This is a genomic window from Metallosphaera javensis (ex Hofmann et al. 2022) (assembly GCF_022064045.1).
GTDB classification, from domain to species: Archaea; Thermoproteota; Thermoprotei_A; order Sulfolobales; family Sulfolobaceae; genus Metallosphaera; species Metallosphaera javensis.
On the sequence record NZ_JAKNCW010000018.1, the window covers coordinates 1 to 24,353 of the forward strand.

A 24,353-nucleotide genomic window follows, 5' to 3' on the forward strand; every position below is an offset into this window, starting at 1 on the left:
TCTTTTTTTTTTTTTTCTTTGCTCCGCCGCCCTTCTCGCTTTACCCCCTCCCTCCTTACGCTTTCTTTTTTCCTCCCCCCCCCCCCCCCCCCCCCCCCCCCCCCCCCCCCCCCCCCCCCCCCCCCCCCCCCCCACAATCGGACAAGTGCGACCGCCGGGATTTGAACCCGGGACTTCTGGCTTGGAAGGCCAGCGTCCTAATCCAGGCTAGACTACGGCCGCACAGACTGGATATTGAGCCCTCACACCCTGCTGTATAGCAGTGTCAGGCCCTTCGCAAAAAGGTAAAGAGAAGTATAATATTTATGCTTTTCTACGCACCTGCCTCATTCTATTTCTCCTTGGATGGATATATGACGGTGAATTTCTCGTTCAGAAGTTCAAGGGCCTTAGTTCCAAGGTCTTGGTCATATTCCCTGATAACTGGTTCCAGCTCCCTGAATTCTGCGTCAGTCAACTCCCTATACTCGTACGTGGGAATCCCCACCTTTTCCTCGAAAAGTCTCTTGGCATACTTCTTCGCCTCACCATCAAGCTTCTTCATGACGTCAATGTATGACATGCTGTAGTCTATATCGTGAACGTAACCCTCCATGGCCAGAGCCTTAAGAAGCCTCATTACCTCCAGTCTGTTGGGTTGCATCCCAATCCTCGCAGGGTCAACCTTTCCGCGGACATAAATCCTTCCTCCAACCATGCCTGTCCCCACAAAGTTCCCTGTTTTCTCGCCCTTCTCTCTCATGCCGAGAACCATGATCACTCCCCCTGCCATATACTCCCCAAGATAGTCGTCCACCCTACCACCTATCACCAGGTAAGGTCTCTTGTTGGCATATTCACGCATCTGTATGCCTACCCTGTTCCCTGCATTTCCTCCCACAAACACCTTCCCTCCCTGAAGAGTTTGCGCAAGAACGTCCCTAGCATCCCCGGTTATCACCACCTTCCCCCCATGCATGGTATCACAGCAGTCATCCGCCACATTACCGTAAACGTAAAACTCGTTATTCTCGTTGAGATTGGCCATCGCGTTTCCCACAACTCCGTACAGCCTCACCCTCAGTCCTCCCCTGGGGAATTTTATGCCAATGAACCTGTGCCCCAGAACGTTGACCACTTTAACTTCCCTTTTTCCCGTCCTAAGAATTTCCTTGTCCAAGTCCTTGTATCCTATCCTGCTCGCATCTACGTCATAATCTGGAACCATGAAGGTCGGGGATGGCGAGAAATTCCTTATCTCCTCCACATCCCTACCGTGACTAAGTATTCCCCTCTTGAGGGAGGCAATGAAGTATGACCCGGGGTTAAGGGTCCACACCTTTGCCTCGCGACTCATGAGCCTTATCTGGCTTTCCTCGCTGGCGATGTAGTAGTAGTGATCATCCTCGCCAATGAGAACGGGCCTGAACTTGGATCTGTCAGCCAGCCCAATTAAGTACAGGTCATCTCCGGAGTCGTATCCAATCACCGCCGTGAATGGTCCATCTAGCCTTGCGTTCCTGTACAGGTAATCGTGATGTGGAGATATGGCACTGGTCCTCCTGGAGGGATTGACCAGAATGTTGGCGACCTCCTCCACTGTTAGACCCTCGCTGATCAACTCCTCGAAGAGGAAAGCCATGACCTCGCTGTCCGTACCCACGAAACCGCCCCATCCCCTAGACTGCAGGAACTCCAGATTTGCCCCGAAGGAGCTGACGTCGCCGTTGTGAACGATGGCAACATCAAAGGATGAGAAAGGATGGGACCAGTAGGGATAACTTCCCGGTGAGTTCGTGGGCTGTCTGGTGTGGGCCAGCCACATGTCCCCCTGGTACTTGTTCACGTCGTATATCTTGGCAATGTCCTTGGGATAGCCAACTCCCTTGAATACCTGAAGGGATTTGCCCATGCTGTATATCCTTCCCTTCCTCTCTGGCCAGAGCATCTCGTTGAGGTTCCTCACAGCCTTCCTCAACTGGGCAATGTTTCCAATGGAAACCTTGTAATTGCAACTGCACACTCCCCTGTCCTCAGCCTCTATGTTCTCCTCTATAACCTGGAGTCCCTGACTTTCCATCACTCTTCTCATCTTCCCTGGATCCTCCAAGAAGAACGCCTTCAAGTAGTAGTAGTTACCCTCCTCAAGGTTGAAAACTGCGAACCCTGCCCCCTTATCGCTACCTCTGTAACTCACTGCATCTATGGATCTCACCACGGAATCTCCGCTTATTTTGGGGGCGTGTGGCTTCCTCAGAACTCCGAAGACTCCGCAACCTGATGGGGATATCATAGGGAACCAGCCTGCCTGACCCTTATTCTCCTGGCAACGTATGAGTTCAGGTTCACGGCCCTCAGGAGCTCCCTGTTGCCCGTTAAACTGGACTGAATGCTGTAAATTCCCGCTGATCCGGCGAGCAATGCTATCTCCTTCCTGATCCCTGAGATCAGGTTGAACGCCCTCTCCTTCAGATTTCCCTTACTCCCCTCTCCTATGGCCACCTCCAGGACGCTATAGGGCATTATCACGGAATCTGCACCTAGGGCAACCAGCTTGAATACGTCGGATGAGTCCCTGAGCCTAGAGGACTTGGCTATCAGGTCATACCTGTTCCTTACCCCAGCCTCCTTTAGCCTGAGGTCTGCATCGGATATCACTAGCTCTATATCTTCTCCCATGACGTCTTCGTCCAGAATGAAACCTGGGACCTCTCCCTCGTTTGCCAGCTCCTCCATCTCCTCGAGGTCCTCGGGAACAAAGTAGTTACCCAGAGCCGGTTTTGTGGACCACGTGGCAATTCCCTTTCCGTCCGAGGAGAGGGAAACTTCCTCAAATGGGTGAACAGCCTCCACTGAAAAGACCAGTGTTCCAAGAGCAAGGGAAGCCCACGCAAAGGCCTGCGTGTACTCCTGCGGTGAATTGGTAACGTCGAACATTACTGGTAACGAAAGGTAAAGTTCACCTCCCTTAAGCAGGAAGCTGGTATCTATGTCCTCCCTGTAGGGGTCTATTGACGGCCTGGTCACCTGAGCCCCATCGGATCTTAACCAGTCCAGAATCCTCGCTGGTTTCTCCACATCTGGAGGCGCTGTACTACCCATGCTGGTGAGGGATGGTTCTCCCTTGTTTATGAGATCGTGGAGAGCGTTCTTCCTCCTTCTCGTCCAAAGTTCACCCAACTTGGGGTTAAGCTCCTCAACCTCTCCCTGGATTCCAAGTATCTCCAGGGTATCCCTGGATAGGCCATAGCCATAAAGGAGATCTCTCCTTCCCTTGAGTTCCGAGACGGAGGACAGGTGGAGGTTATCCAGGATGTTGGCCAGCTCAAGGGAGAATCCCCTCACGAAGTTGACCAGCATCTTTGTTCCAAACTCGGTTTCCATGATTCTGGTACCATCTATTTTGTTGGTGAGCGCGGTGGGACAGGACCCTATGTGGCACTTGTGGACCATGACGCATCCCATGGCGACCAAGGCCCCGGTACCAACGCTCACCACGTCTGCCCCCAGGGCGATCAACTTGGCCGCGTCAGTCGCGTCACCAACCCTCCCCGCAGCGATTATGGTGAAGTTATCCCTGAGTCCTTCCCTCTTTAGAACCGAATCTGCGGAAGCAACGGCCAGCTCTATGGGTATACCGACGTTATCCCTTATGACTGCTGGGGTGGCCCCTGTGCCCGCGCCGTGACCATCTATTATCACTCCATCCGCCTTCATTCTAGCGATTCCTGAGACCACGTAGGGTATGTAGTTGGTTGCAGCCACCTTCACGAAGACCGGCTTTCCGGTCAACTCCTTCAGGGCCTCAATCCTCTGACCAAGGTCCTCTATGGAGTAAATGTCGTGGTGAGGGGCTGGCGAGATTGCGTCCATTCCCACAGGGATTCTCCTGGTCTTGGAGATGGGTTCCGTAACCTTACTTCCAGGCAAATGTCCTCCAATTCCTGGTTTGGCTCCCTGACCTATCTTTATCACCACACCGAGTCCAGCATTAAGAACATCAACGTCAACCCCGAACCTGGCTGAAGCCCACTGCACAAAGATTCTCTTATGTTTTGCAACCTCAGGATGAAGCCCTCCCTCTCCGGTCCCGGCCAGGGTACCTGTGAGGTCAGCTGCCTCAGCTATGGCAATGTTGGGATTCCCGCTGAGAGCTCCATAGGACATATCCCCCAGGTAGAGGGGTGAGGTCATGGATATTCCCTTAAAGGAAATGCTGGTATCAGCTGAGGGTTCTCTAGTTATCTTGGTTTCAGCAACCCTGAATTCAACCCTGTCCAATATCCTTAGACTGTTCCTCCTGCTGGTGAAGATTTGATGGGGTTCCCCTGTCTGAGCAAGTTGCCTTATGTGTTCTAGCCTCTCAATTGTCCAGAACTCCGAGTCCGTCTGTTTTGGGACTGGTAAATACTTGTTTATTATGAGCAATGAGATCGCAAAATCACGTTTGCTGAGATTCTTATTTATTTGTTCATGCAGATTTCACGTAAGATATAAGTTCGAACTCAGCTAGTCATTGTTATAGTATAGCGTAAATCTTTCTACTAGTTTCCAATGAATACTGTGGGTATTTCGTATTGAACACATAAAGCCCATATTCCACTAAAAACATTTTTTAGCAATACCTTAAACAATTGGAAGTTTTTAATTATCAAACCAAGCTATCTAACCTGAAAATGAGCTGAGAAATCGTTACAACTTCGAATCATTCTTCAGAATATTCATGAGCATCTCCACGTGTTCCAGTATCTCGTCCACAGTGTTCCTCAGGGTAAGTATGGACTTGGGATCACTGTACTTCATTTCGACCACCACTTCAACGCCCTCACCCGTCTCCTTCATCTCTATGCTCATCCCTTCGGGCAAATCCACGTTATCAACCTGAATGGCGTTTAGTATTTCACGGGGATCCCCTGTGGAAATGTTAATCCTTATCCTTTGAATCAACTTCTCCCACATTCCCAAAGAACCTGGAGGTAAAAACCCTATTTCCGTCGTTGACGAATACGGGCTTTCCCTTCTTGCCCAACTGTCTGAGTATGACGTAAGCCAGAAGCGGTGAGGCTAGAGACGTGTTAACCAGATAACGATTTCTTTCCTCGATCATATCTAGGGAGAAACCTAGGCTCAGGCTTTCCCTGTAAATTTCCAAGGACGGGCCGAACAGGGAAGGACTGAGTGCCAAGTCGAAAAGCCCTGGATAGCCAAGTTTGTCCAGGAGATAAATGGATGCGAAACCCAGCTCAAGAAAGTCATAGCCGTGAAAGAAGTACCTCTTAACCACGAGTTCTTCCCTATCAACCTTAGGGTTCACCTTCACCAGAAGGGTAATTAACCTGAATACCAGGGTATTCAACTGTGATTCGTCAAGTTCACTAAGCTTGGTGAACTCGTTTCCCCCTATCTCCCTCACTAGCTTTAGGGAGTTTTCCCTGTTCCCTGAGATTTCAGGGATGTATGGATCCAGGGAGTAGGAAAGCGAAAGGAAGAGCGGAATCTCCCTGTAACCTGGAATCTTCAGGGACTTCTCCTCAGTAACTCCCAGGTCCTGAGCCTTGGTGAAAAGGTTTTCTTCCCAGGGACTTGGCTTCCTCCTGTATAGAATCAGGTCTGACGAGATCCCGGCCAGCATGGGAACCAGGTCGTCTATGGTTAGGGGAAGGAGTGAGGTGAAGGAGGAGAAACCCACGTATATCTCCTTTCCCTCCACCGTCAGGAAACTTCCCGTATCTCTCTTCTCCAGAGTGACGTCGCAAGTGGACGAGAAGCTCACCCCGATCTCTCCCTTGAAGTACTTTGAGATCAGCGAGGAGAAGATGACGAAATCGGGATCGTAAGGTCCCCTGATACACAGGCTCTTCATGGAGTAGATAGAGGAGATTAGCTTTGATGCCTCCTCAGGCGCTGGGTCTCTCAGAAAGTTTTCCATATGCCCTAATCTCATCAAATTGCCTTTTAAGGTCTTTAAGGCTTATCTCCCTTATGAGTAGGAAGCCAAGGGAGTAATCTATGAGTTCCAGTATTCTCAGGGCCACCACAACCCTTGGGACAAAGTAGATCGAGAGGCCAAGTTCCGCGAAACCCGAGCTGGCAGGCACCGGGATCAGTGAAGCGGCAAAGTAGGTCATGTTGACAAGCACATCAAGGGGGAAGGAGGGAACAATGTAGTAAAACGCTATTGACTGAACCAAGTAGCCAAGAAGGGTGAGAAGGGAGTTCACAACCAGGGACTCCTTTGTGGTGGCCTCCTTGACCATGTCCTTTCCCTTCTGGAGAAGGGAATAGTAATTCTCCAGCTTCATGAACCTAGCAATCCTCTCCTCCGCCTTCACCACTTTCTTGGACGTGAAAATAACGTATCCTGTCCCTGCAACCCAACCCACAACGTTTCCTAAGGTGGCAAGAATGTAAATGAAGTCCACTGGGGACGCCCTTATCTCCACGAGAAAGAGAAACATGAGGGAACCGATAACCACGTCATAGAAGGCCTCTGTGAGGGAGAGGGCAAAGGACTTGACCAGATCCTGGTTATACCTAGAATACACAGACGCTCTCGCCAGATCCTGCCCAGCCCAGCCAGGAATAACCAACCCCACGGCATTACCCAGTAACCTGGCCTTGAACGCGGTGAAGTAGGGAACCTTGGTGATCCTTGAATCTCTCACCGCAAGGATCAGGAGTTGCCCAATGTAAGTTACCACAAAGAGACCAAAGAGCGCTGGATCCATGGTCTTTAGTACATTTACAAAGTCAATATGAAAATAGAGCGAATAAGCAATAATTACAGCAGGCGGTATCAGTACTGCAATCAGTAGTTTTTTCTCCATCTCCCATTTATCTCCCTATCTTCTTAAAACAATTTTCGTAGCAGATGAGTAGACCATCTGGCATCCTTCTCAGGTAAGGCCTGGGCCCTTCAGGGGGCCTCTCGTTCACCCTGATAAGTCCACAGCTCGTCCTTATTCCTCCAAGGTACTTGTATTCCCCCAGGGAACAGGCCTCGCAGGACGGGTTCCTCTTCATGTCCACCACCTGGAGGGTAAGGGATCTGGCATCCACGTAATAGAGACCCCTTGGGATATCTCCCCGCAGGGCGTTGAGCATCATCTGGACCTGAAGGTTAGCCACGAGGGACACGGTCATGACAGTGGTCCCCATGGTCTCGCAAGCGTCTGCCTGGTCCATGGGCTCCATGAAGCAGGAGAGGCAGGGAGTATCCCTCGGACTCACAAAAAGTGCAGAGCCATACTCTCCTGACACTCCACCGTAGATCAGGGGAACTCCGTTCTTTACGCAAGCGTCGTTAAGAATAAGCCTAGGATTTACGTTGTCCAGTGCATCGAAAACGAAATCCATTCCCTTCACAAGAGACTCAGCGTTGGTCTCGTCCACTATATCCAGAACTGGGGTTACCCTGGATCCACTGCCAATCTCCATGGCTTTCTGGGCACATACCAGCGCCTTGGGTTTCCCAACGTCAGACAGGGTGAAGAGATGCGTTCTGTGAAGGTTAGAAGTTTCAACCACGTCAGCGTCCACAACAGTGACGTGTCCCACACCTAGCCTAACCAAGAGCTCAATGATGGCAGTGCCCAGGGCACCGCAACCTGCCACCAGCACGTTCAGTGAGAACAACTTCTCCTGGATCTCAGGCCCTAAAACCAGCAACTGTCTGGTGAACATCTCCAAGTTGCTCAGTGAATCCACCCCATTCCAATCTTCGCCAACTCATAAAACTCTGACTCCTTACGTTGTGATATCCCTGAAACGGACTTTAACGAATCCAGAAGCCAACGTGAATTGCTCCACCCTCACGATGGGGTCACCTTAACCTCCAAAAAGATAAAGACTTAAAAAAGGGAGATATTGCATTATTGCGGGGGTTTGTTGTTGCACCAATGGAAAAAGGTGGGCGTGATGGAATTCCAATATCAATAGAGGAACTAAACAAGCTCAAGGAGGTAGCAGATAGGGCTAGAAAGAACGTAATAAGGATGCAGTTCTACGATCAATCGATCCACGTTGGATCCTCCTTGAGCAGTATCGAGATCCTTACGGCTCTCGAGCTCAAGATATTAAGAGATTCAAACGATCCAGTTAACAAGGATTGGCTGATCCTAAGCAAGGGCCACGCGGCTCCGGCTCTCTACGCGGTTCTGCACGAGAAGGGACTCATCAAGGAAGAGGAACTGTGGAAAATCCAGGACATCTCAGGCCTTCTCCAAGGCCATCCAGAGACCTTCATACCGGGAGTTGATATGTCCACTGGAAGCCTGGGGCAGGGTCTGAGCTTTGGGATTGGAGTTGCCACGGGAATAAAGATGGCCAAGGGAACTGGAAGGGTATTCGTTATCATGGGAGACGGAGAACAGGATGAGGGCGAAGTGTGGGAAGCCATGACCCACGCGGTTGCCCGCAACCTAGACAATCTGGTGGCGATCATAGAGATGAACGGATTCCAGCTGGACGAGAGCACAAAGAACGTTAAGCCCAAGGAATTCCTGCCGGAGGTGTGGAGGGCTGTGGGATGGAGAGTGTTTAACTGTGACGGTCATGACATAGCAAGCGTGATCTCCACTGTAGGTGAGGCACTCAAGACAGGTAAACCCGCGGTCATCTTCGCGGAAACCAAGAGAGGTAAGGGGTTCACCCCAATAGAAAACACCAAGAGACAGAGGACTGTTCCAGATGTTGCAAGGCAGTTTCTCCTCAATTCGTGAGGCCTTCGGCAAAACCCTAGTTAAACTAGGGGAGAAGGACAACGACATAGTGGTGATAACTGCCGACGTTGGCGACTCTTCCAGGGCCTCTTACTTCAAGGAAAAGTTCCCTGACAGATACTTCAACATAGGCATATCCGAGCAAGACATGGTGAATTTCGGCGCCGGTCTCTCCGCTGTGGGAAAGAAACCCGTGGTCGTGGGCTTCGCCATGTTCCTGATGAGGGCGTGGGAACAGATGAGAAACAGCATAGGAAGGATGAACCTCAACGTCAAGGTATTCGTGACCCACTCGGGTTACAGCGACAGTGGTGACGGGTCGAGCCATCAGGCCCTTGAGGACGTAGCGCTCATGAGAGTGATTCCCAACTTCAAGGTAATCATACCGGCAGATGCAGCAGAGGTGGAGAGGAGCATGCCCGTGGTCCTGGAGGATAGGGGACCTCTGTACTACAGAATGGGAAGGGACTACTCTCCTCCCATCACCTCGACAATGGACTACAAGTTTGAGATAGGTAAGGCGTATGTCCTGAGGGAGGGAGACGATATCTCACTTATGGGCGCAGGTGTGGTCCTTTGGGACGCGCTGAAGGCAGCAGAAGAACTGGAGAAGATGGGAATCAGCGCAGCGGTAATCAATTTGCCCACAATAAAGCCAATAGATCAGTCCACCATTGAATATTATGCTAGGAAGACAGGGAGAATAGTTACCGTTGAGGAACACAGCGTTATGGGTGGGGTGGGATCAGCAATAGCTGAGACTGTGGTGAAAACCTACCCCGTTCCCATGAGATTCGTGGGAGCCACCACATACGGCAGGTCAGCTAGGAGCCAGAGGGAACTCCTGGACTATTACGGCATCACGCCCAAGACCATTGTTAACTCAGCCCTAGAGTTGATTAAGTAAATGAAGGAACTGGATCGACTAAGGGCTGAGATTGACAGGGTTGATGAGGAGCTCTTCAAACTCTTTTTTAGACGTCTTGAACTTGTTTCTGAGATTGGCCACCTCAAGAAGAGGGAGGGTCTCCCGGTCACCGACGAGAGAAGGGAGGTTGAGGTCAGGGAGAGATGGAGGAGTCTGGCCAAGATCTACGGAATTCCGGAAACCCTGGCGGATAACCTCCTCTCCACCATGTTCTCGGTTGCCAAGATGAGGGAGGTCAACCCCTCAGAAAAGAGGAGGATTACCCTTGTTGGTTATGGTGGGATGGCAAGATCCCTCGCCTCCCTTTTCAAGCTGGCCAAACACGAGGTCGTGATCACCGGGAGGAGCCAAGAGAAGTCCCAGAAACTGGCACTGGAGTTTAACTTCACCTACATGCCCATGCCCCAGGCCCTTCAATGGGGAGAGATCGTGATCCTGGCTCTTCCCCCCGAGGGGGTGTTCTCGGAGAACGTGACCAAGTTCCTTCACCTCTCCAAGGGGAAAGTGGTAATGGATATTCTCTCTAGCAAGATGAAGTTCTTCGGGAAGCTGGAGGAAATGTCCAAGGAGATGGAATTCAGGTTCGTGTCCACCCATCCCCTCTTCGGTCCCTATCTTAACCCGGTGGGTGAGAAAATAGTCCTCATCCCCTCTGTGACCACCGGGGAGGTGGAGGAGGTATCCCAGTTCTGGAGGGGGGTAGGATTGACACCCCTGATCACAGATGTGGATACGCACGAGAAGTTGATGGCCATCGTTCAGGTTTTACCCCACTTTTTCATCATGGGATTATCCAGGAGCCTAGAACTTCTCTCCAAGGAGCTTAATGTTGACTTTTCCCAGTTCCAGACCACCAACTTCAGGGAAATCTACAAGATAGTGAAGAGGGTGAAAGAGCTGGAACCGGTCATCCTAGAGATACAGAAAATGAACCCCTACGCCGAGGAGGCGAGGAGGCTGGGACTTAGAGAGTTAAATACTCTTTTCTCCACTCTTCAAGAGGAAAAGAAATGATACTCTATATATTGAAGGGCAAGGATCACTCCTCACTCAGGGAGAGACTCAAGTCCAGTTCAGCCTCGTTCAAGTTTCTAAACCTTTACGGGAAGGAACTGGCACTGGCCTGGCCGGATTCCGCGGTAGAGGGAATAAATGACGACTCCGTGGAGTTTGTAGTGAAGACCAAGAAATCCTACATTCTGGCCGGAAATGAATGGAAGAAGGAGCCTACGGTGGTGAAGGTAAAGGATGTGGAAATAGGATCCAACAAGGTTGTGGTGGCTGCGGGCCCATGCGCAGTGGAATCTGAGGAGCAGACGGAGACTGTTGCCAAGGCCGTGAAGAGGGCTGGGGCATCCCTCTTGAGGGGAGGGGCTTACAAGCCCAGGACTAGTCCCTATTCCTTCCAAGGGCTGGGGGAGGAAGGTCTGAAAATACTCAGGAAGGCCGGGGATGAGACTGGACTCCCCGTGGTCTCGGAGATCCTCGATGCGAGGGATGCAGGGGCCTTTGCCAAGTACGCTGACATGGTCCAGATAGGGGCCAGGAACTCGCAAAACTTCACTCTACTTAGGGAGGTGGGAAAACTGGGTAAGCCCGTGTTGCTCAAGAGGGGACTGGGAAACACCGTGGAGGAGCTCATACAGTCTGCGGAGTACGTGATGATGGAGGGTAACGGTAACGTAGTTCTCTGCGAGAGGGGAATTAGAACCTTTGAGAAGTCCACCAGGTTCACCCTCGACATCGGGGGAATGGTTGCAGGGAAGCTCATGACTCATCTTCCCTTCTGTGCGGATCCAAGTCACCCTGCGGGTAAGAGGGAACTGGTTCACTCTCTGGCCCTGGCCTCGGTAGCAGCTGGTGCGGACATGCTACTTGTGGAGGTTCATCCAAAGCCTGAGGTGGCCCTAAGCGATTCCGAGCAACAGCTCACGCCCGAGTCCTTCCAGTTATTGATGGAAAGAATTAAGGGTTTGGCGTCTGTCCTAGGTAGGTCCGCATGATCGAGTTTCTTGAGAAGGTGTGCTGTTCAGATGTGACCGTGAAGGTTGGAAGGGGGGCAATAAGGGAAGTCGAGAACCTCCCCGGGAGGAAGTGCATCGTTCATCCCAAGTCCCTGAACCCCGGGTTGAAGGGGGACCTGGAGATAGCCATAGATGACGGGGAGAAGGGGAAGGACCTAAAAAACGCCCTTGAGATCGTGGATAGGCTCCTGGAACACGACTTCACAAGGGGAGATTACCTGGTGGCAGTTGGTGGAGGAACTGTTCTTGACGTGGCTGGCTTCTCAGCCTCAATCTTCATGCGTGGTCTAAACCTGGTTAACGTTCCCACCACCCTCCTTGGAATGGTGGACGCTGGGATTGGGGGAAAGACCGGGGTTAATTACGGTGAGGCCAAGAACATGATAGGGACATTCTATCAGCCCTCCCTCATCCTGGATGACATCTCTTATCTGGATACCCTGCCCACAGAGGAGCTGAGAAGGGGGTTGGCGGAGGTCGTGAAGTACGCCCTAGTCCTTGACAAGGAGCTTTACGACTTTCTCTCCCTGAACCATTCCTCAATCCTGGAGAAGGAGGAGACGTCCCTGGAGAGGGTCATATCCTCCTCGGTAAGGGATAAGTTAGCAGTGGTTGCGGAGGACGAGAGGGAAACCAGGGGAATAAGGATAGTGCTTAACTTTGGGCATACCATAGGTCACGCCATAGAGGCAGGATCGGACTTCACAGTCCCCCATGGCCTGGCAATTTCGGTTGGGATGGTATGTGAGGCCAAAATCGCTGAGGAGATGGGTTACGCTGAGGAAGGGGTCGTGGAGGACGTCCTCTGGTTACTTCAGCTCTTTGGTTTACCCATCTCTCCGGAGGGTCTGAACGCGAGGGTTGATGTGGAGAAAGCCCTGAACGCCATGACTAAGGATAAAAAGAGGAGGGGAGAGGAGGTTCTGATGCCCTTCCCCACCAGGATAGGAAACTGGAGAGGGGTGAGGGTACCACTGAGTACCCTTGAGGGTTTCGCCAAGCAGTGTCTGGGGGGTAATTGAACTGAAGTGCTTGGAGATTGGACCAGACACTAGCCTTTTAGGGGTGCTGGGAGAGAACATAAGGTACACCCTCTCACCGAGGATACATAACTTCGCTTTCGAAAGGCTGGGAATCAGGGCAGTTTACGTTACCTTTGACGTGCCGAGGGAGAGGTTTCAGAGAGCGTTTCCAGGGTTACTTGAGTTCACCTATGGGCTGAACGTGACCATCCCCTACAAGGAGGACGTGATCCCATTTCTGGACTCCCTTGCACCGGAGGCGGAGAAGGTGGGGGCGGTGAACACGATCCACGCGAGAAGGGGATATAACACCGACTACCTTGCAGTGAAGGGGCTGGTCACGGGGGTGGAGAAGGGCTCTGCCCTGATCCTAGGAGCAGGAGGGGCAGCCAAGGCTGCCTCCTTCGCCCTGGGAGAGCTGGGTTTTGACATAATTGTGCAGAACAGGACCGAGAACAGGGGGAGGGAACTGGTTTCCAGGTTGAGGGAGGAGGGTATCTCTGCCAGGTTTTCCGGAAGTTGCCAGGGAGAGTACAACGTGGTTGTTAACACCATCCCCGACCCTGGAGCTGTCCCCCTGGAGTGCGTTAGGGGAAAACTGGCTATGGAGTTCGTGTACAAGGAGGAAACTCCCTTCCTTAGAAAGGCGAGGGAAATGGGAATGGCCGTGGTGGATGGCCTCCAGATCCTGGTGAGGCAGGCCATGGAGGCTGAAAAGATTTGGTTTGGTAAATCTCTCAACGACATAGAGGTGGTGAATTTCCTAAATGCCGGGAAATAGCTTTGGCAAACTCTTCACCATTACCACGTTTGGGGAGAGTCATGGTCCTGCCGTGGGAGTGGTGGTGGATGGGGTGCCCGCAGGGCTGAGACTATCTCAGGAGGACCTGGAATTTGAGCTCTCCTTCAGGAAACCCGGGAGGCTCTACGTCTCGGGGAGAAGGGAGAAGGACATTCCCGAGATACTTAGTGGGGTCTATAACGGAAGGACCACGGGCTCTCCCATAGCCATAGTTGTCAGGAACACCGACGTTATCTCCTCCTTCTACGAGGAGGTTAGGGTTAAACCCAGACCTGGACACGCAGATCTTCCCTTCATCATGAGGTACGGTTACGAGAACTGGGACTACAGGGGAGGAGGTAGATCCAGCGCAAGGGAGACCGTGGGGAGGGTCGCAGCCGGGGCAATAGCCAAGAAGCTGTTGATGTTTCACGATACGTGGATAGCCGGGAGGTTAAAGAGCCTGGGCCCCCTGGACTCTCCACCTGCGGACTTTCTGGGGATCCTCTGCTCCAAGTACAGCCCGGTGAGAGCCTCCGACCCGGACACTGAGGCCAAGTTCCAGGAACTGGTAAAGCAGGCTACGGTTGAGGGAGATAGCTATGGAGGAGTTGCGGAGATCGTGGCTAGGAATCCCCCTGCAGGGCTGGGAGAGCCGGTCTTCGACAAGATCAAGGCAGACCTTGCAAAGGCAATCCTCTCCATTCCTGCGGTGACGGGGTTTGAGTACGGGCTAGGGTTTCAGGCTTCCAGAATGAAGGGAAGTGAGGCGAACGACTCCATAGTGAGAAAGGGAGAGAAACTTGGATGGAGGGAGAACAAGGCTGGTGGAATTCTAGGTGGAATAACCACTGGAGAGGACATAGTGGTGAGGTGCTCCTTCAAGCCCACCAGCTCCATAAGGAAACCGCAGGGGACAGTCGACCTGAGAACGGGAGAACCAGCAGAGATCTCAGTCCTGGGGAGACACGACCCGGCGGTTGCGATTAGGGGAGTCTCCGTGGCTGAGTCCATGGTGGCCATAACACTTGTTGACCACTCCCTCAGGTCAGGGGTAATTCCGCCGGTGAAACTGGAGGAGAGACAGGCTGAGGTAATCGAGGACAGGTGGAGGAGGTACATGGAGGAATGCAGGCCTACGGCGGAGTCTCAGTAGTGAACGCCCTGCCCTCATGGTATGGCTCATCCATGGCAGTGAACATGAAGGTTGAGGTCAGGGTAAGAGAGGGGAAAAGGAATGTGGAGGACCCGCTCCTCGTGACAATCCTGGACCATTTCTCCCGTCTCGGCTTACCTGATCTTGAGGTTCAGGTGGAGTCAGAGATTCCTGTTGGAAGTGGGTTAAAGAGCAGTAGCGCGGTCTCCACTGCGCTCATAGGGGAAATAGCCAGGAAGTACTCCCTTGAGGTGGACGTCCCGAAACTATCGGCAATCCTTTCCCTGAAGGCTGGAGTCTCCTATACTGGTGCCCTGGACGATGCGATTTCGTCTTGGTATGGGGGAATATCCTTCACTTACAATAAGGAATTCAAGGTCCTGAAAAGGGAAAGGGCCCCCACTGACGTGGTTGTGGTGATCCTGGAGAGGAGCGGAAAGGGAAAGATAGAGCTGAACAGACTCAGGTCCTTCAGGACCCTTTTCCTTGAGATATTCAGAATGGCCCTTCAGGGAAGAATATGGGATGCGATGAAGTTGAACGGTATAGCCATAGCGGAGATCCTGGGCTTGCCCACCGATCTTGTGGAGGACGCTCTGCGACAGGGAGCTCTGGCCTCTGGGCTCTCCGGGAACGGGCCCTCATACTTCGCCGTAACGAGGGAGGGGGAAGAGGGACCAGTGATTGAGTCCTTTGAGAGGAGAGGGAAAGTGAGGGTGACCAGGGTGGTAAACCTTGATGGTAGAGATTGAGCCTTCCAGAATTGAGGGGAGGGTGAACGCTCCTCCCTCCAAGAGCCTGGGAATTAGGTATGTCTTTCTCTCCCTCCTCACGGATGTATCCCTCAGGGGACTCCCTGAATCGGATGACGTAAAGGTGGCCGTGAACGTAGTGAACGCGCTGAAGCAGGGAAAGGAAGAGCTCTACCTGGGCGGATCGGCCACAACTCTGAGAATGATAATTCCCGTGATCCTGGCACTGGGCAGGAGGGTGAGGCTAGACGGAGATGAGACCCTGAGGAGGAGACCCCTCAGTGCATTGAAGAGCCTGCCCGGTCACTTCTCGGCCTTCAACCTCCCCCTGACCGTGGAGGGTAAACTGGGACCAGAGACTGAGGTGGAGGGGTGGGAGAGCAGTCAATACGTGTCGGGACTGATCTACGCCTACTGCCTCCTGGGTCAAGGAAGGATAAGGGTTATCCCACCGGTCTCCTCCAGGGGGTACATCTACATGACAGCGGATGTGATCTCCTCCGTGGGAGGGAGGGTTACCATTCAGGGAGAGGAAATAGCTGTGGAGTGCAGGAACCTGCGCAGATTTGAGGGAAACGTACCGGGCGATTACGCCCTCGCCTCATTCTACGCCATAGGCGCAGTGCTGACGGGTGGTGAAGTGGAGATTGCCAATCTCTACCCACCTCCCAGCTACGTGGGGGACCATCAGATAGTGAACATGATTGAAGAGACGGGGGCAGAGAGCCGGGTGACGGGTGACAGGTGGATAGTGAAGGACACAGGGAGGAGAATACCCATAAGCGTGTCCATAAATGACGTTCCGGATCTTGCCCCCTCGCTTGCAGCCTTGATGGCAGTTGTTCCTGGGAAGTCCGAGATACTGGAGGCCGAAAGACTGAGGATAAAGGAGAGCGATAGGGTTTCCACAATCCTGAGCACTCTGTCCAGCTTCGGGGTAAGCGGATCCTATTCCTCCGGCACCATAACTATCGTGGGGGGAGAGCCAAGACGTGGTGAGGTGGAGTGCCCCAAGGACCATAGGATCGCCATGATGGCTGGGGACCTGGCACTAAGGGCAGGTGGCAGAATCAGGAGCGCTGAATGCGTAAACAAGAGCAATCCCAGATACTGGGATGACCTGCTAGGGTTGGGATCAAGGCTCAAGATCAAGGCATAATTTTCCGCAAAATGCAGGTCCTATTTGCGTATTTCACGTAAACAACTCGTCAAATATACTAGTATGGTTAGCCCCACATGAGGCTGGACCGATCCCCTACCTAACCTTATACAAGATATCGCGGATGTCATTAAGGACTTCATCCTCGATGCAAACCTGTTCTATTATTATGTCCAAGGTCTTTTCATACTCTTCAATAATACTGCTGATCTGTTGCCAACTCCTTTCCTCCACGTTCTCCACAACTATGTAGGCCTTACGGGGCTTTCCCTCCTTCATGTTCTTAAGGGTATTTTCAATTTGATCGCACGATTTCTTTATTTTACTTGGATTTCCGCTTTCCTTGATCTCCACCAGAAGGCTCTCCTTTCCGTCCTTCCTTTCGCAGTAACCGTCAACGCCCTCTCCGCAGAGGAGATCCACCTTCACACAGATGTAGGCATCATTGTAAAAGATGACTCGAGGCAAGAATTCACCCGAACGACTTCTCTATCATCTTCTCCAATACCTCCCTTTGAATGGGGGAGATAGTAACCAACCTCTCAAGCCATCCGTCTTCGCTCACCTTTCTAGGCTCCGTCTTTCCGTTCACAATTTCGTAGACTCTTACCCTATCCCTGAGGAGGTATGCCAAAACCATGGCCACCCATTCACTATGTGTAGTGATGAACATTCTCTTATGCGAGTTCGCGATCTCTCTAGCTACTTGAATCTGGGCGTTAACATGAAGATTTATTTCAGGTTCCTCCACGATTAATCCCTTTACCCAAGGATAGGAGAGGAAGGCCTTCACGAAGGAGTATTGATAAACCCCAGTGGCCACAGAGGAGCCAATATCCCTGCTATCCTTGAATACCTTGAGATCCTTGTGAGGAAAGTCATCAAAAACCACCTTGTGGCCAAACACATCAAACTCTCCGGTGATTGAGTATCTGAGTAAGTCTAAGATCAGAGGTTTCAGCGGTGATGGGTGTAGGGGTGAAAATACGGCGTAATTGATGAGTGGGAGAAGCTGGGCGAAGGCTATCCTTTCGGTACTAAGGAATAACGTGGGAATCCAATCATCAAGTTGAAAGTACCTAGAAACTGCATAGGAGGCTACCTCATTTCTGATCCTCTCCTTGTTACCAATTGCCCTTATGATGTTACCCTCAAAGGAGATGGCGGAGGAGGAGTGGTCTCCTTTAACGTAATCTATTTTCAGCTTGATCTTACCAGAGCCCTTTACCTCCACATCCTTATCCTTACCTAGAACAAGCCTGAACTTATCGGATGAAATTTTCACTACATCTCCAAAAGATCGCTCGTCAAGGATTCTCTTGATGTTAGCCTCAAGTGTTTTAACCACCTCTTCCTTGTTTAATTCCACGATATGTCTAACATCCAGTTCCACCTCTCCCTCTAGATCTACGTCCGCATCTAGTTTAGCCTCTAGTTTGCTTCCAGGAACAGGGAAAAGGTTAATGAAAAACGGATCGATCAAGAAGTAGAAAGCGGAAGAGAGTGTGGTCTTCCCAGACGCGTTAGGGCCAACTATCACCACCGAATCTCTTAGCTCAAGTTCAGCACTGATGATGGGGCCTAAATCCTTTATCTCAATCTTCACACTAATATTCAAACGTAAACGATTAAAAACATTAGTAGCACTTCCTCAGCTGAGAGCTCCGTCTTCTGCGGTCTGGATCCCGTGGTGGAGCGGATCGAGGACCACGTCCAGGGGAATATCCAAACGTGGTGATCGCTACCTCAGGAAGGCGCTCTACATTGCGCTGGCCATGATAGCCAACAGGAACAACCCCGTCACCAGGTTCTACGACGAGCACAGGGACAGGCTTCGCGGTAAGAAGATGGTGATTGCCTGCACCAGGAAGCTCGCAAGGTGTGGAGCATGGGCTACCACAACAGGCCCTTCGAGGTCAGGTAGGGGACGTGACGTCCCGCTTTCGCGGGTAGTCAGGGCTATGCACGATTTTCAGGTCGAAAGGTTTATTAGAACACTTCTCCAGGCCCAGAGCCTTCAACTCCCTTATAACCACCTCCACGTCCCACCTGTTCTTCCACGCGGTATCTCCTCAGGGGACATGGAGGGATCGGTGGAGAAGAGGTATCTCCTGCCGGAAACCCTTATAGTCCTCCAGTACCACTATTTTCACGGGGACTCCCAGGTACGTGACGTGGTGCTCTCCCTCGGGGAGGAGTCCAACGGGCACGGACCTGTCACCCTCGAGAGAGCGTCCGGACTGAGAAAAATTCAACGAGAAACTGTTTGAGTTTCTAGGTCTTCGCAGAATCAGAGTAATACTTTAGTTTAACATGTCAAGAATCACGTAAAGTCATTCCTGGAACTTTTAATGGAATTAAGGTCTCACTAATTCACTCGTTTATCTATATTTTCCTATCAAAATAAGTTGAATTTTATGCGTTCTGGACACGCTCTCCACGACCTTCACGCCACCCAGCCCCTTAGCTCTCCTCCACAGCTTCACGAGCTCTGCGCACTCTTCCCTCCGTACCTCTTGATCCACGTGAAGACTGTGCCCAGTGGGACCTGAAGTACCCTGGAGATGGCCCTCATGCTCATCCCGTTCGCGTACATCCTGAGGGCCCTCTCCCTCACGCTCCTATCGTAACGATGTTTAGCTCCCTCCACGAACTTCCTCCCGCACTCCCTGCACAGGTAGAACTGTCTCCCCGTCACCTTCCCGTTCTTAACCACATGATTACTCCCACAAGAGGGACACGATATGTCCCTATAAACAGGTTTCCTTCCCCTCTTAGCCATAAGTAATACTCCCTTCACAAATATTTATGCCTTGATGATAACATTATAGTCACACTCACTTTTTATACACGTTAAAAATTAATTAGTTAGTTTGATTAAATAAAGATTTGCTTCTAACCTGAACCTTCACACCCCTTACCTTATCCTCGCTCTACTTCGTTGTAATTAAGATTTTTAACTTATAGATAAAGAATAAATGTTGTGAGATTACTTACCGCATCCGATGTATATTTACTTGAGGCTGACGAGTTGTTGGAGAAAGGAGACATAGTCCAAGCAAGCGAAAAATACTACAAAGCAGCAGAAGAAACGATAAAACTGCTAGCAATAAAACACGATCTAAAGGATATAATACAAAAAGTTAATGAAAGAGGAGAATGGGACATAAAGGATTTCTTCGATGTCGTTTATAGGTTAAAAGAGGCGTACGAAAATATAACTAAATATTGGGACTGCGCAATTGCGTTACAAACAGTTACATTAGAAGAAAACGCATTGAGGAAATGTGTTGAAAGTGTGAGAAAACTTGTCGAACTTGGAGATAAGGTCGCTAATAACTAGTTGGATTAAAGAAGCTGACGAGTTGTTGGAGAAAGGAGACATAGTCCAAGCAAGCGAAAAATACTACAAAGCAGCAGAAGAAACGATAAAACTGCTAGCAATAAAACACGATCTAAAGGATATAATACAAAAAGTTAAGGTTAAAAGAAGATGGGAATCAAGGTTACTATTTGATGTTGCAAGCAAAATGTCTGATGAAATATATTTCTGTTGGACCTCAGCGTGGACCTTACATGTTTATGGTTTTCATGAAATGAAGCTTAATCTCGATCAGGTTAGAGATAAAGGATACGAAGTCAAAAAATTAATAAGACTTTTATAAATAAGATTCCAGCACGAAATAGTTTTTCTTTCACAATTTACTATATACTTCTAGACCATTTTAACTAGCGCTTTTAACCACGACAAATTACGAGCATTAACTCGTGAGAGAATAGTCGTTAGTTTTAATTCAAAGTAATAATCTGTAACATGTGAAAATTAATGTTTTTTGTGAACTACCCCGCCCTGAAGTACCAAGTTTTCTGAATCAAAATAAGCTTAGGACCATGACTGTGAAGGTAATCTGAAACCATCTCTCAAGTACCTTCTTCCCTCTACTAAACTTGTTCATGACTATGCATATTAACGCCTAGGCGTACTTTTCTCCGTGAATAGACCTTTAATAGTCGCGTCCCTACCAGTGACAAGACCCGACGACATAAAGAGAGTCAAGGAAATAGATGCAGACCTAGTGGAACTGAGGCTGGACTACTCCCATCAATTTCCAAGTCCGCTCGATCTTGTCCCCCTGAAGCACAGAATAATGGTAACCCTGAGGGACAGGGAAGAGGGAGGCGTTGGGGACTTCACAGACGACTTCAAGGAGGATTACCTGAACAGGCTGGCTGAACTGAATATCCTTTATGACGTTGAGGCCTCCTTCCTCTCCAGAAGGAGAGTCCAGTTCAAGAACAAGGTGGTCTCTGCCCACTACTTTCGTTCCCTCCCAGCGCGGGACGAGATAGATCACCTGTTCCTGAGATACGGCGAGGCCTTCACGGTGAAGATAGCCGTGGGTAACGTCCCGGGATACAGGGAAATACTCTCCTATATCTCCACAAAACCCAACTCCACGTTCATGCCCATGAGCCCGGATCCCCTTGAGAGGCTGGGTATTTCCCTCCTGGGCTCCAAGTTGCTCTACACCTACGTGGATTCCCCAACAGCCACGGGTCAGCTACACTACCTTGAGGCCAAGAGGATCCTCAACTGCCTCTTTCCAGGTTAACCCTCTCAAGGACAAGCCTGTCCCCTTCAACCTTCACAGAGTACACGGGAATGGGCCTCTTTGACGCTCCCTTCAGTGGTCTTCCATCCCTCACCGAAAAGTGGCTGAAGTGGCACTGGCACACAAGTTCCTCCCTTATTAACACCCCGTACTTGCTGAGGTCGCAACCCAGGTGCGGACACGCGTTATCAAACGCCAGGTACCTCTCCCCGCCCAGATATATTAACAGTATTACCTTACCCTCGACCTCCACCTTCCTTTTCTCCCCAACCCTCATCTCCGGTCTCTGGACTATCACGGGAGGAAATTGACAGTCCCGGTTAAAAGTTCCACGACACTCACGACTTATAATTGACTTAATAATTCACTTATATGATCCCGATTCCCTTGGGTATTTAGTAGATTATTTTATAATGTTAAAACACTATGTTATCTTAGGTGTATGAAATGATAAGTTACAACGAAGCTTTGAGAACGAAGGTGGATTACAGGATAGTGGAAATAGCTCAGAGTTCCCCAAGCACTGAGATAAGGGCTATCCTTGTCCTCGATACCTCCCCCTCGGAGGACGTCCTCAAGGAGATCTCTTCACTGGCCAAGATCGATAACGTGTTCAGCTTCATGATGACCGTCAAGGTTAAGGGCAAGGCCTCAGATATTGCCAGGCTCGGAGAGAAGTCATTCATAAGGTATATAATGCTAGATGAGGTTATTGCAAGGACGCAAGAGTGGAGCTGAGGGACTGGCAACTAGCGCTCAAGGACAAGGTAGTTAAGGGATTAAGAGAAGGCCTTTTAGTGGCTTTACAGTCTCCCACAGGGAGTGGGAAAACCCTTTTCTCTTTAGTTTCCGCGCTGGAAGTCAGACCTAGGGTTCTCTTCGCAGTCAGGACCCACAACGAGTTTTACCCAGTGTACAGGGAGGCAACTAGACTGGGGAAAAGGTTTGGGTTCGTGATGGGAAAGGCCAGGGCTTGCCTGTATGCAGACGAGGGGGCAGACACCGAGGACATAAATTGCTCCCTCTGTGATTCCAACGTCCCAGTCCCTGTGGATTCCCAGGAACCTCCCTTCACCCTGCTCAGGGAACTCAAGGAGAAGGGGATTAGGGAGAAGTTCTGCCCCTACTTCTCCCTGCTTAACTCCACAGGCCTGGCTGAAGTGATTGCCCTGACCTATCCCTACGTGTTTACCCCATGGATGTGGGAGGCCCTCGGACTGGACCTAGAGGAGTTCGTACTTGTGGTGGATGAGGCCCACAACCTGGATAACCTCAACGAACTGGCTGAAAGGAAGCTAAGCCAGCAGACCCTGGAGCTGGCACTGAAGGAGGTCAAGAGCAGGGAGGCAATCTCCATTCTGGAAAGGATCAGGAGGGAACTGGCGGAGGTGGTCCTCCAAGAGGAAAGGTACATCAGGGTGGAGAATTACCCCAAACTGGATAAAAACGAGCTGAAACTCCTGAAGGACGAGTACGACGAGAGAAGGAATGAAATGATAATGAAGAGGGCGATAAGGAAACTTCACCTGGGGACAGTTATCAAGTTCTACAGTTCCGACGAGTCTCCCGTTTTCTCATACCGCGGTCACCTGGTAATGAAGCCTCTCCTCTCGTCTCCCTTCCTGTCCATCCTTAACCGCGACGATCTCCCCGTGATACTCATGTCCGGTACCATGCCCCCTCAGGATTACCTGAGTAAGGTCCTGGGCATAAACAGGAGAATCCTTTACCTGGACGTGGAGAAGGAGCTCAGAAGGAAGGTGACAGGCACCTTTGACTGCATGCTGGCAGTGGACGTTACCTCCTCCTACTCCCTGAGGAGCCAGGAGATGTGGAAGAGGTACGCCAGTTACCTACTGAGAATATATCACACGGCGAAGGCAAATGTACTTGCTATTTTCCCCAGCTACTCGATCATGGAGAAGGTCATGTCCCACGTGAAGGTGGACAAATACGTGGAGGGTAGCAGAACGGACCTGGAGGAGGTAATCAGGGAATCTGGCAGGAGGAAGCTGGTGATTGCGGGGGTCGCCAGAGGGAAATTATCCGAGGGGATAGAGCTCACCAGGGATGGGGCAAGCGTCATCAGTGACGTGGCGCTCTGCGGTATCCCGTACCCCTCCTTTGATGACTACCTCAAGCTGAGGAGCGAGGCCATTTACAGACTTACAGGTCAATCCGTGAGGGAGGCACTCATGGAGATACCAGCCCTCATAGCGGTGAAGCAGGCAATAGGTAGGGCAATAAGGAGCAGGGAGGACCATGCTACCGTGTGGTTACTTGATAGGAGGTTTGAAACCTCGTGGTGGAAACTAAAGGTAAACTGTTTTAATCCCAAGAAAATCAAACTGTAGTATGGAAGTTGAGATTTTCACGCATAGGAACTGCACCGAGTGCAACCTGCTGGTGGAGTATCTGGAGGAGAAGGGACTCCTTGGGAAAGTTAAGCTGGTGGACACCGAGATATACCCTTTCCTGGCCCTGGAGAGGGGGGTAATCTCCACTCCCTCGGTGTTCGTGGACGGAAAGTTAATTTATGCAGGGAAGGTGGACCTTGACGAGTTTGAGGAGTTGCTCAAGGGGAAGGGAGTGACGAGAACGTTCAACAGGGAGGAACTGGTCACAAAGCTGATGGAGGGAATAGTGGACTCCTTCGCTGCAACTGCCTGGATATACGTGAATAGGGACTTTGACTCCTTCCTGTCCCAGAGGGATTTCGTCATGGCAGTGACGGGACTTGCGCTCTCGGAGCACGGGGAAGAGGGATACAACTATCTGAGGAACGTGCTTGTTAAGGATAGGGAGAAGATACTTCAGGAATGGGAACCCAAGATGTTCAGGAACATCTCCTCCAACTTCGTCAGGGAAATTTACTGGCTGTATGGGAGGAAGGTACCCAGGGAAGAGCTGTTCTCCCGGTACACTCTGGAAATATTTGCCCACTGGCTCATGGTTAGAGGAGGCGCAGTGGGAAGGGTAGGGCTCAGGATTCACCCTCTCTCCGAGGTGGACACAATGACCAGGATTGCCAAGGTTTACGGTTACCTGATGGAGAACTACGACTCAATCTGGGAGAGGGTGGAGAAGGAACAGAGGTCTTTGAAGGGAATTCAGGTGGTGTGAGGTCCTGAGCCAGTCTTCACTCCCCGCGTCTTTGCAAAAGATTTATCTAATTTACAATTCAGCCCAGTCGGGATACTAAGCGTTTCCTTAAATATA

The 24,353-nt window shown here is 50.9% G+C and carries 24 protein-coding genes, 1 tRNA gene and 3 pseudogenes; 16 read left to right on the top strand and 12 right to left on the bottom strand.

Going from position 1 to position 24,353, the window contains the following annotated elements; translation table 11 throughout:
• Positions 1-146: 146 nt before the first annotated feature.
• The 7 genes from L3N51_RS10050 to L3N51_RS10080 form a co-directional block, all read right to left on the bottom strand.
• Positions 147-222 (bottom strand) — tRNA-Gly (locus tag L3N51_RS10050).
• Positions 223-331: 109 nt separating this feature from the next.
• Positions 332-2,272 (bottom strand): class II glutamine amidotransferase, encoded by a 1,941-nt coding sequence (locus tag L3N51_RS10055; protein ID WP_238027089.1) that lies wholly within the window; start codon positions 2,270-2,272, stop codon positions 332-334.
• Positions 2,269-4,407 carry an FMN-binding glutamate synthase family protein gene (locus L3N51_RS10060; RefSeq protein ID WP_238027090.1) on the bottom strand — a complete coding sequence of 713 codons (2,139 nt, stop codon included), beginning with the start codon at positions 4,405-4,407 and terminating at the stop codon, positions 2,269-2,271. Before L3N51_RS10060 ends, L3N51_RS10055 begins: the two co-directional genes overlap by 4 nt.
• Before the next feature lie 264 nt (positions 4,408-4,671).
• A complete protein-coding gene (locus L3N51_RS10065) occupies positions 4,672-4,926 on the bottom strand; it encodes a KEOPS complex subunit Pcc1 (RefSeq protein WP_238027091.1) in 255 nt (84 codons plus the stop codon).
• The gene (locus L3N51_RS10070; RefSeq protein WP_238027092.1) at positions 4,904-5,908 is read right to left on the bottom strand and encodes a hypothetical protein; all 1,005 of its coding nucleotides are present in this window, start codon (positions 5,906-5,908) and stop codon (positions 4,904-4,906) included. Before L3N51_RS10070 ends, L3N51_RS10065 begins: the two co-directional genes overlap by 23 nt.
• Entirely contained in the window at positions 5,877-6,806 is a 930-nt protein-coding gene (locus L3N51_RS10075) for a lysylphosphatidylglycerol synthase domain-containing protein (RefSeq protein WP_238027093.1), read from the bottom strand. Before L3N51_RS10075 ends, L3N51_RS10070 begins: the two co-directional genes overlap by 32 nt.
• Before the next feature lie 7 nt (positions 6,807-6,813).
• A complete protein-coding gene (locus L3N51_RS10080) occupies positions 6,814-7,686 on the bottom strand; it encodes a HesA/MoeB/ThiF family protein (RefSeq protein ID WP_238027094.1) in 873 nt (290 codons plus the stop codon).
• A 191-nt stretch (positions 7,687-7,877) separates the two neighbouring features.
• Here L3N51_RS10080 and L3N51_RS10085 point away from each other — a divergent pair, with 191 nt between their 5' ends.
• The 9 genes from L3N51_RS10085 to L3N51_RS10125 are packed head-to-tail and all read left to right on the top strand — an operon-like array spanning position 7,878 to position 16,521.
• A complete protein-coding gene (locus L3N51_RS10085; protein WP_238027095.1) occupies positions 7,878-8,699 on the top strand; it encodes a transketolase in 822 nt (273 codons plus the stop codon).
• A complete protein-coding gene (locus tag L3N51_RS10090; protein WP_238027096.1) occupies positions 8,668-9,606 on the top strand; it encodes a transketolase family protein in 939 nt (312 codons plus the stop codon). Before L3N51_RS10085 ends, L3N51_RS10090 begins: the two co-directional genes overlap by 32 nt.
• Complete coding sequence (locus L3N51_RS10095) at positions 9,607-10,641, top strand: chorismate mutase (protein ID WP_238027097.1); 1,035 nt, start codon at positions 9,607-9,609, stop codon at positions 10,639-10,641.
• Positions 10,638-11,630 (top strand): 3-deoxy-7-phosphoheptulonate synthase, encoded by a 993-nt coding sequence (gene aroF / locus L3N51_RS10100; RefSeq protein WP_238027098.1) that lies wholly within the window; start codon positions 10,638-10,640, stop codon positions 11,628-11,630. The genes L3N51_RS10095 and aroF overlap by 4 nt, the downstream gene beginning before the upstream one ends.
• The gene (gene aroB, locus L3N51_RS10105) at positions 11,627-12,673 is read left to right on the top strand and encodes a 3-dehydroquinate synthase (protein WP_238027099.1); all 1,047 of its coding nucleotides are present in this window, start codon (positions 11,627-11,629) and stop codon (positions 12,671-12,673) included. Before aroF ends, aroB begins: the two co-directional genes overlap by 4 nt.
• A 10-nt stretch (positions 12,674-12,683) precedes the next feature.
• Positions 12,684-13,454, top strand: a complete 771-nt coding sequence (locus L3N51_RS10110; RefSeq protein ID WP_238027100.1) for a shikimate dehydrogenase family protein — start codon at positions 12,684-12,686, stop codon at positions 13,452-13,454.
• On the top strand, positions 13,441-14,610 hold the full coding sequence (aroC, locus tag L3N51_RS10115) for a chorismate synthase (protein WP_238027101.1): 1,170 nt from the start codon (positions 13,441-13,443) through the stop codon (positions 14,608-14,610). Before L3N51_RS10110 ends, aroC begins: the two co-directional genes overlap by 14 nt.
• Positions 14,583-15,362: a shikimate kinase gene (locus tag L3N51_RS10120; RefSeq protein ID WP_238027133.1), complete on the top strand. Its 780-nt coding sequence runs from the start codon at positions 14,583-14,585 to the stop codon at positions 15,360-15,362. The genes aroC and L3N51_RS10120 overlap by 28 nt, the downstream gene beginning before the upstream one ends.
• Positions 15,349-16,521, top strand: a complete 1,173-nt coding sequence (locus tag L3N51_RS10125) for a 3-phosphoshikimate 1-carboxyvinyltransferase (RefSeq protein WP_320056947.1) — start codon at positions 15,349-15,351, stop codon at positions 16,519-16,521. Before L3N51_RS10120 ends, L3N51_RS10125 begins: the two co-directional genes overlap by 14 nt.
• Positions 16,522-16,617: 96 nt before the next feature.
• Here the strand turns inward: L3N51_RS10125 and L3N51_RS10130 are convergent, their stop codons facing one another.
• The gene (locus L3N51_RS10130) at positions 16,618-16,989 is read right to left on the bottom strand and encodes a hypothetical protein (protein WP_238027103.1); all 372 of its coding nucleotides are present in this window, start codon (positions 16,987-16,989) and stop codon (positions 16,618-16,620) included.
• 4 nt (positions 16,990-16,993) lie between these two features.
• Positions 16,994-18,127 carry an AAA family ATPase gene (locus L3N51_RS10135; RefSeq protein ID WP_238027104.1) on the bottom strand — a complete coding sequence of 378 codons (1,134 nt, stop codon included), beginning with the start codon at positions 18,125-18,127 and terminating at the stop codon, positions 16,994-16,996.
• Positions 18,128-18,190: 63 nt separating this feature from the next.
• Here L3N51_RS10135 and L3N51_RS10140 point away from each other — a divergent pair.
• Positions 18,191-18,445 (top strand): annotated as a pseudogene (locus L3N51_RS10140) (transposase); the annotation flags it as partial.
• Between the two features lie 67 nt (positions 18,446-18,512).
• Here L3N51_RS10140 and L3N51_RS10145 read toward each other — a convergent pair.
• A pseudogene (locus L3N51_RS10145) lies at positions 18,513-18,761 on the bottom strand (ISNCY family transposase); the annotation flags it as partial.
• 189 nt (positions 18,762-18,950) lie between these two features.
• Positions 18,951-19,303 (bottom strand): annotated as a pseudogene (locus tag L3N51_RS10150) (IS1/IS1595 family N-terminal zinc-binding domain-containing protein); the annotation flags it as partial.
• Between the two features lie 201 nt (positions 19,304-19,504).
• Between L3N51_RS10150 and L3N51_RS10155 the strand changes: the two are divergent.
• From L3N51_RS10155 to L3N51_RS10165, 3 genes are all read left to right on the top strand, one after another.
• On the top strand, positions 19,505-19,864 hold the full coding sequence (locus L3N51_RS10155) for a PaREP1 family protein (protein ID WP_238027105.1): 360 nt from the start codon (positions 19,505-19,507) through the stop codon (positions 19,862-19,864).
• On the top strand, positions 19,830-20,186 hold the full coding sequence (locus L3N51_RS10160; protein WP_238027106.1) for a PaREP1 family protein: 357 nt from the start codon (positions 19,830-19,832) through the stop codon (positions 20,184-20,186). The genes L3N51_RS10155 and L3N51_RS10160 overlap by 35 nt, the downstream gene beginning before the upstream one ends.
• A 327-nt stretch (positions 20,187-20,513) precedes the next feature.
• Entirely contained in the window at positions 20,514-21,134 is a 621-nt protein-coding gene (locus tag L3N51_RS10165) for a type I 3-dehydroquinate dehydratase (RefSeq protein ID WP_238027107.1), read from the top strand.
• Here the strand turns inward: L3N51_RS10165 and L3N51_RS10170 are convergent.
• Complete coding sequence (locus tag L3N51_RS10170; RefSeq protein ID WP_238027108.1) at positions 21,112-21,432, bottom strand: Rieske (2Fe-2S) protein; 321 nt, start codon at positions 21,430-21,432, stop codon at positions 21,112-21,114. The genes L3N51_RS10165 and L3N51_RS10170 overlap by 23 nt on opposite strands.
• Positions 21,433-21,581: 149 nt before the next feature.
• Between L3N51_RS10170 and L3N51_RS10175 the strand changes: the two genes are divergently transcribed.
• The 3 genes from L3N51_RS10175 to L3N51_RS10185 are packed head-to-tail and all read left to right on the top strand — an operon-like array spanning position 21,582 to position 24,257.
• On the top strand, positions 21,582-21,872 hold the full coding sequence (locus L3N51_RS10175) for a hypothetical protein (protein ID WP_238027109.1): 291 nt from the start codon (positions 21,582-21,584) through the stop codon (positions 21,870-21,872).
• On the top strand, positions 21,863-23,488 hold the full coding sequence (locus L3N51_RS10180; RefSeq protein ID WP_238027110.1) for a helicase C-terminal domain-containing protein: 1,626 nt from the start codon (positions 21,863-21,865) through the stop codon (positions 23,486-23,488). The genes L3N51_RS10175 and L3N51_RS10180 overlap by 10 nt, the downstream gene beginning before the upstream one ends.
• A gap of 1 nt (position 23,489) precedes the next feature.
• Positions 23,490-24,257 carry a thioredoxin family protein gene (locus tag L3N51_RS10185; RefSeq protein ID WP_238027111.1) on the top strand — a complete coding sequence of 256 codons (768 nt, stop codon included), beginning with the start codon at positions 23,490-23,492 and terminating at the stop codon, positions 24,255-24,257.
• Positions 24,258-24,353: the final 96 nt, after the last annotated feature.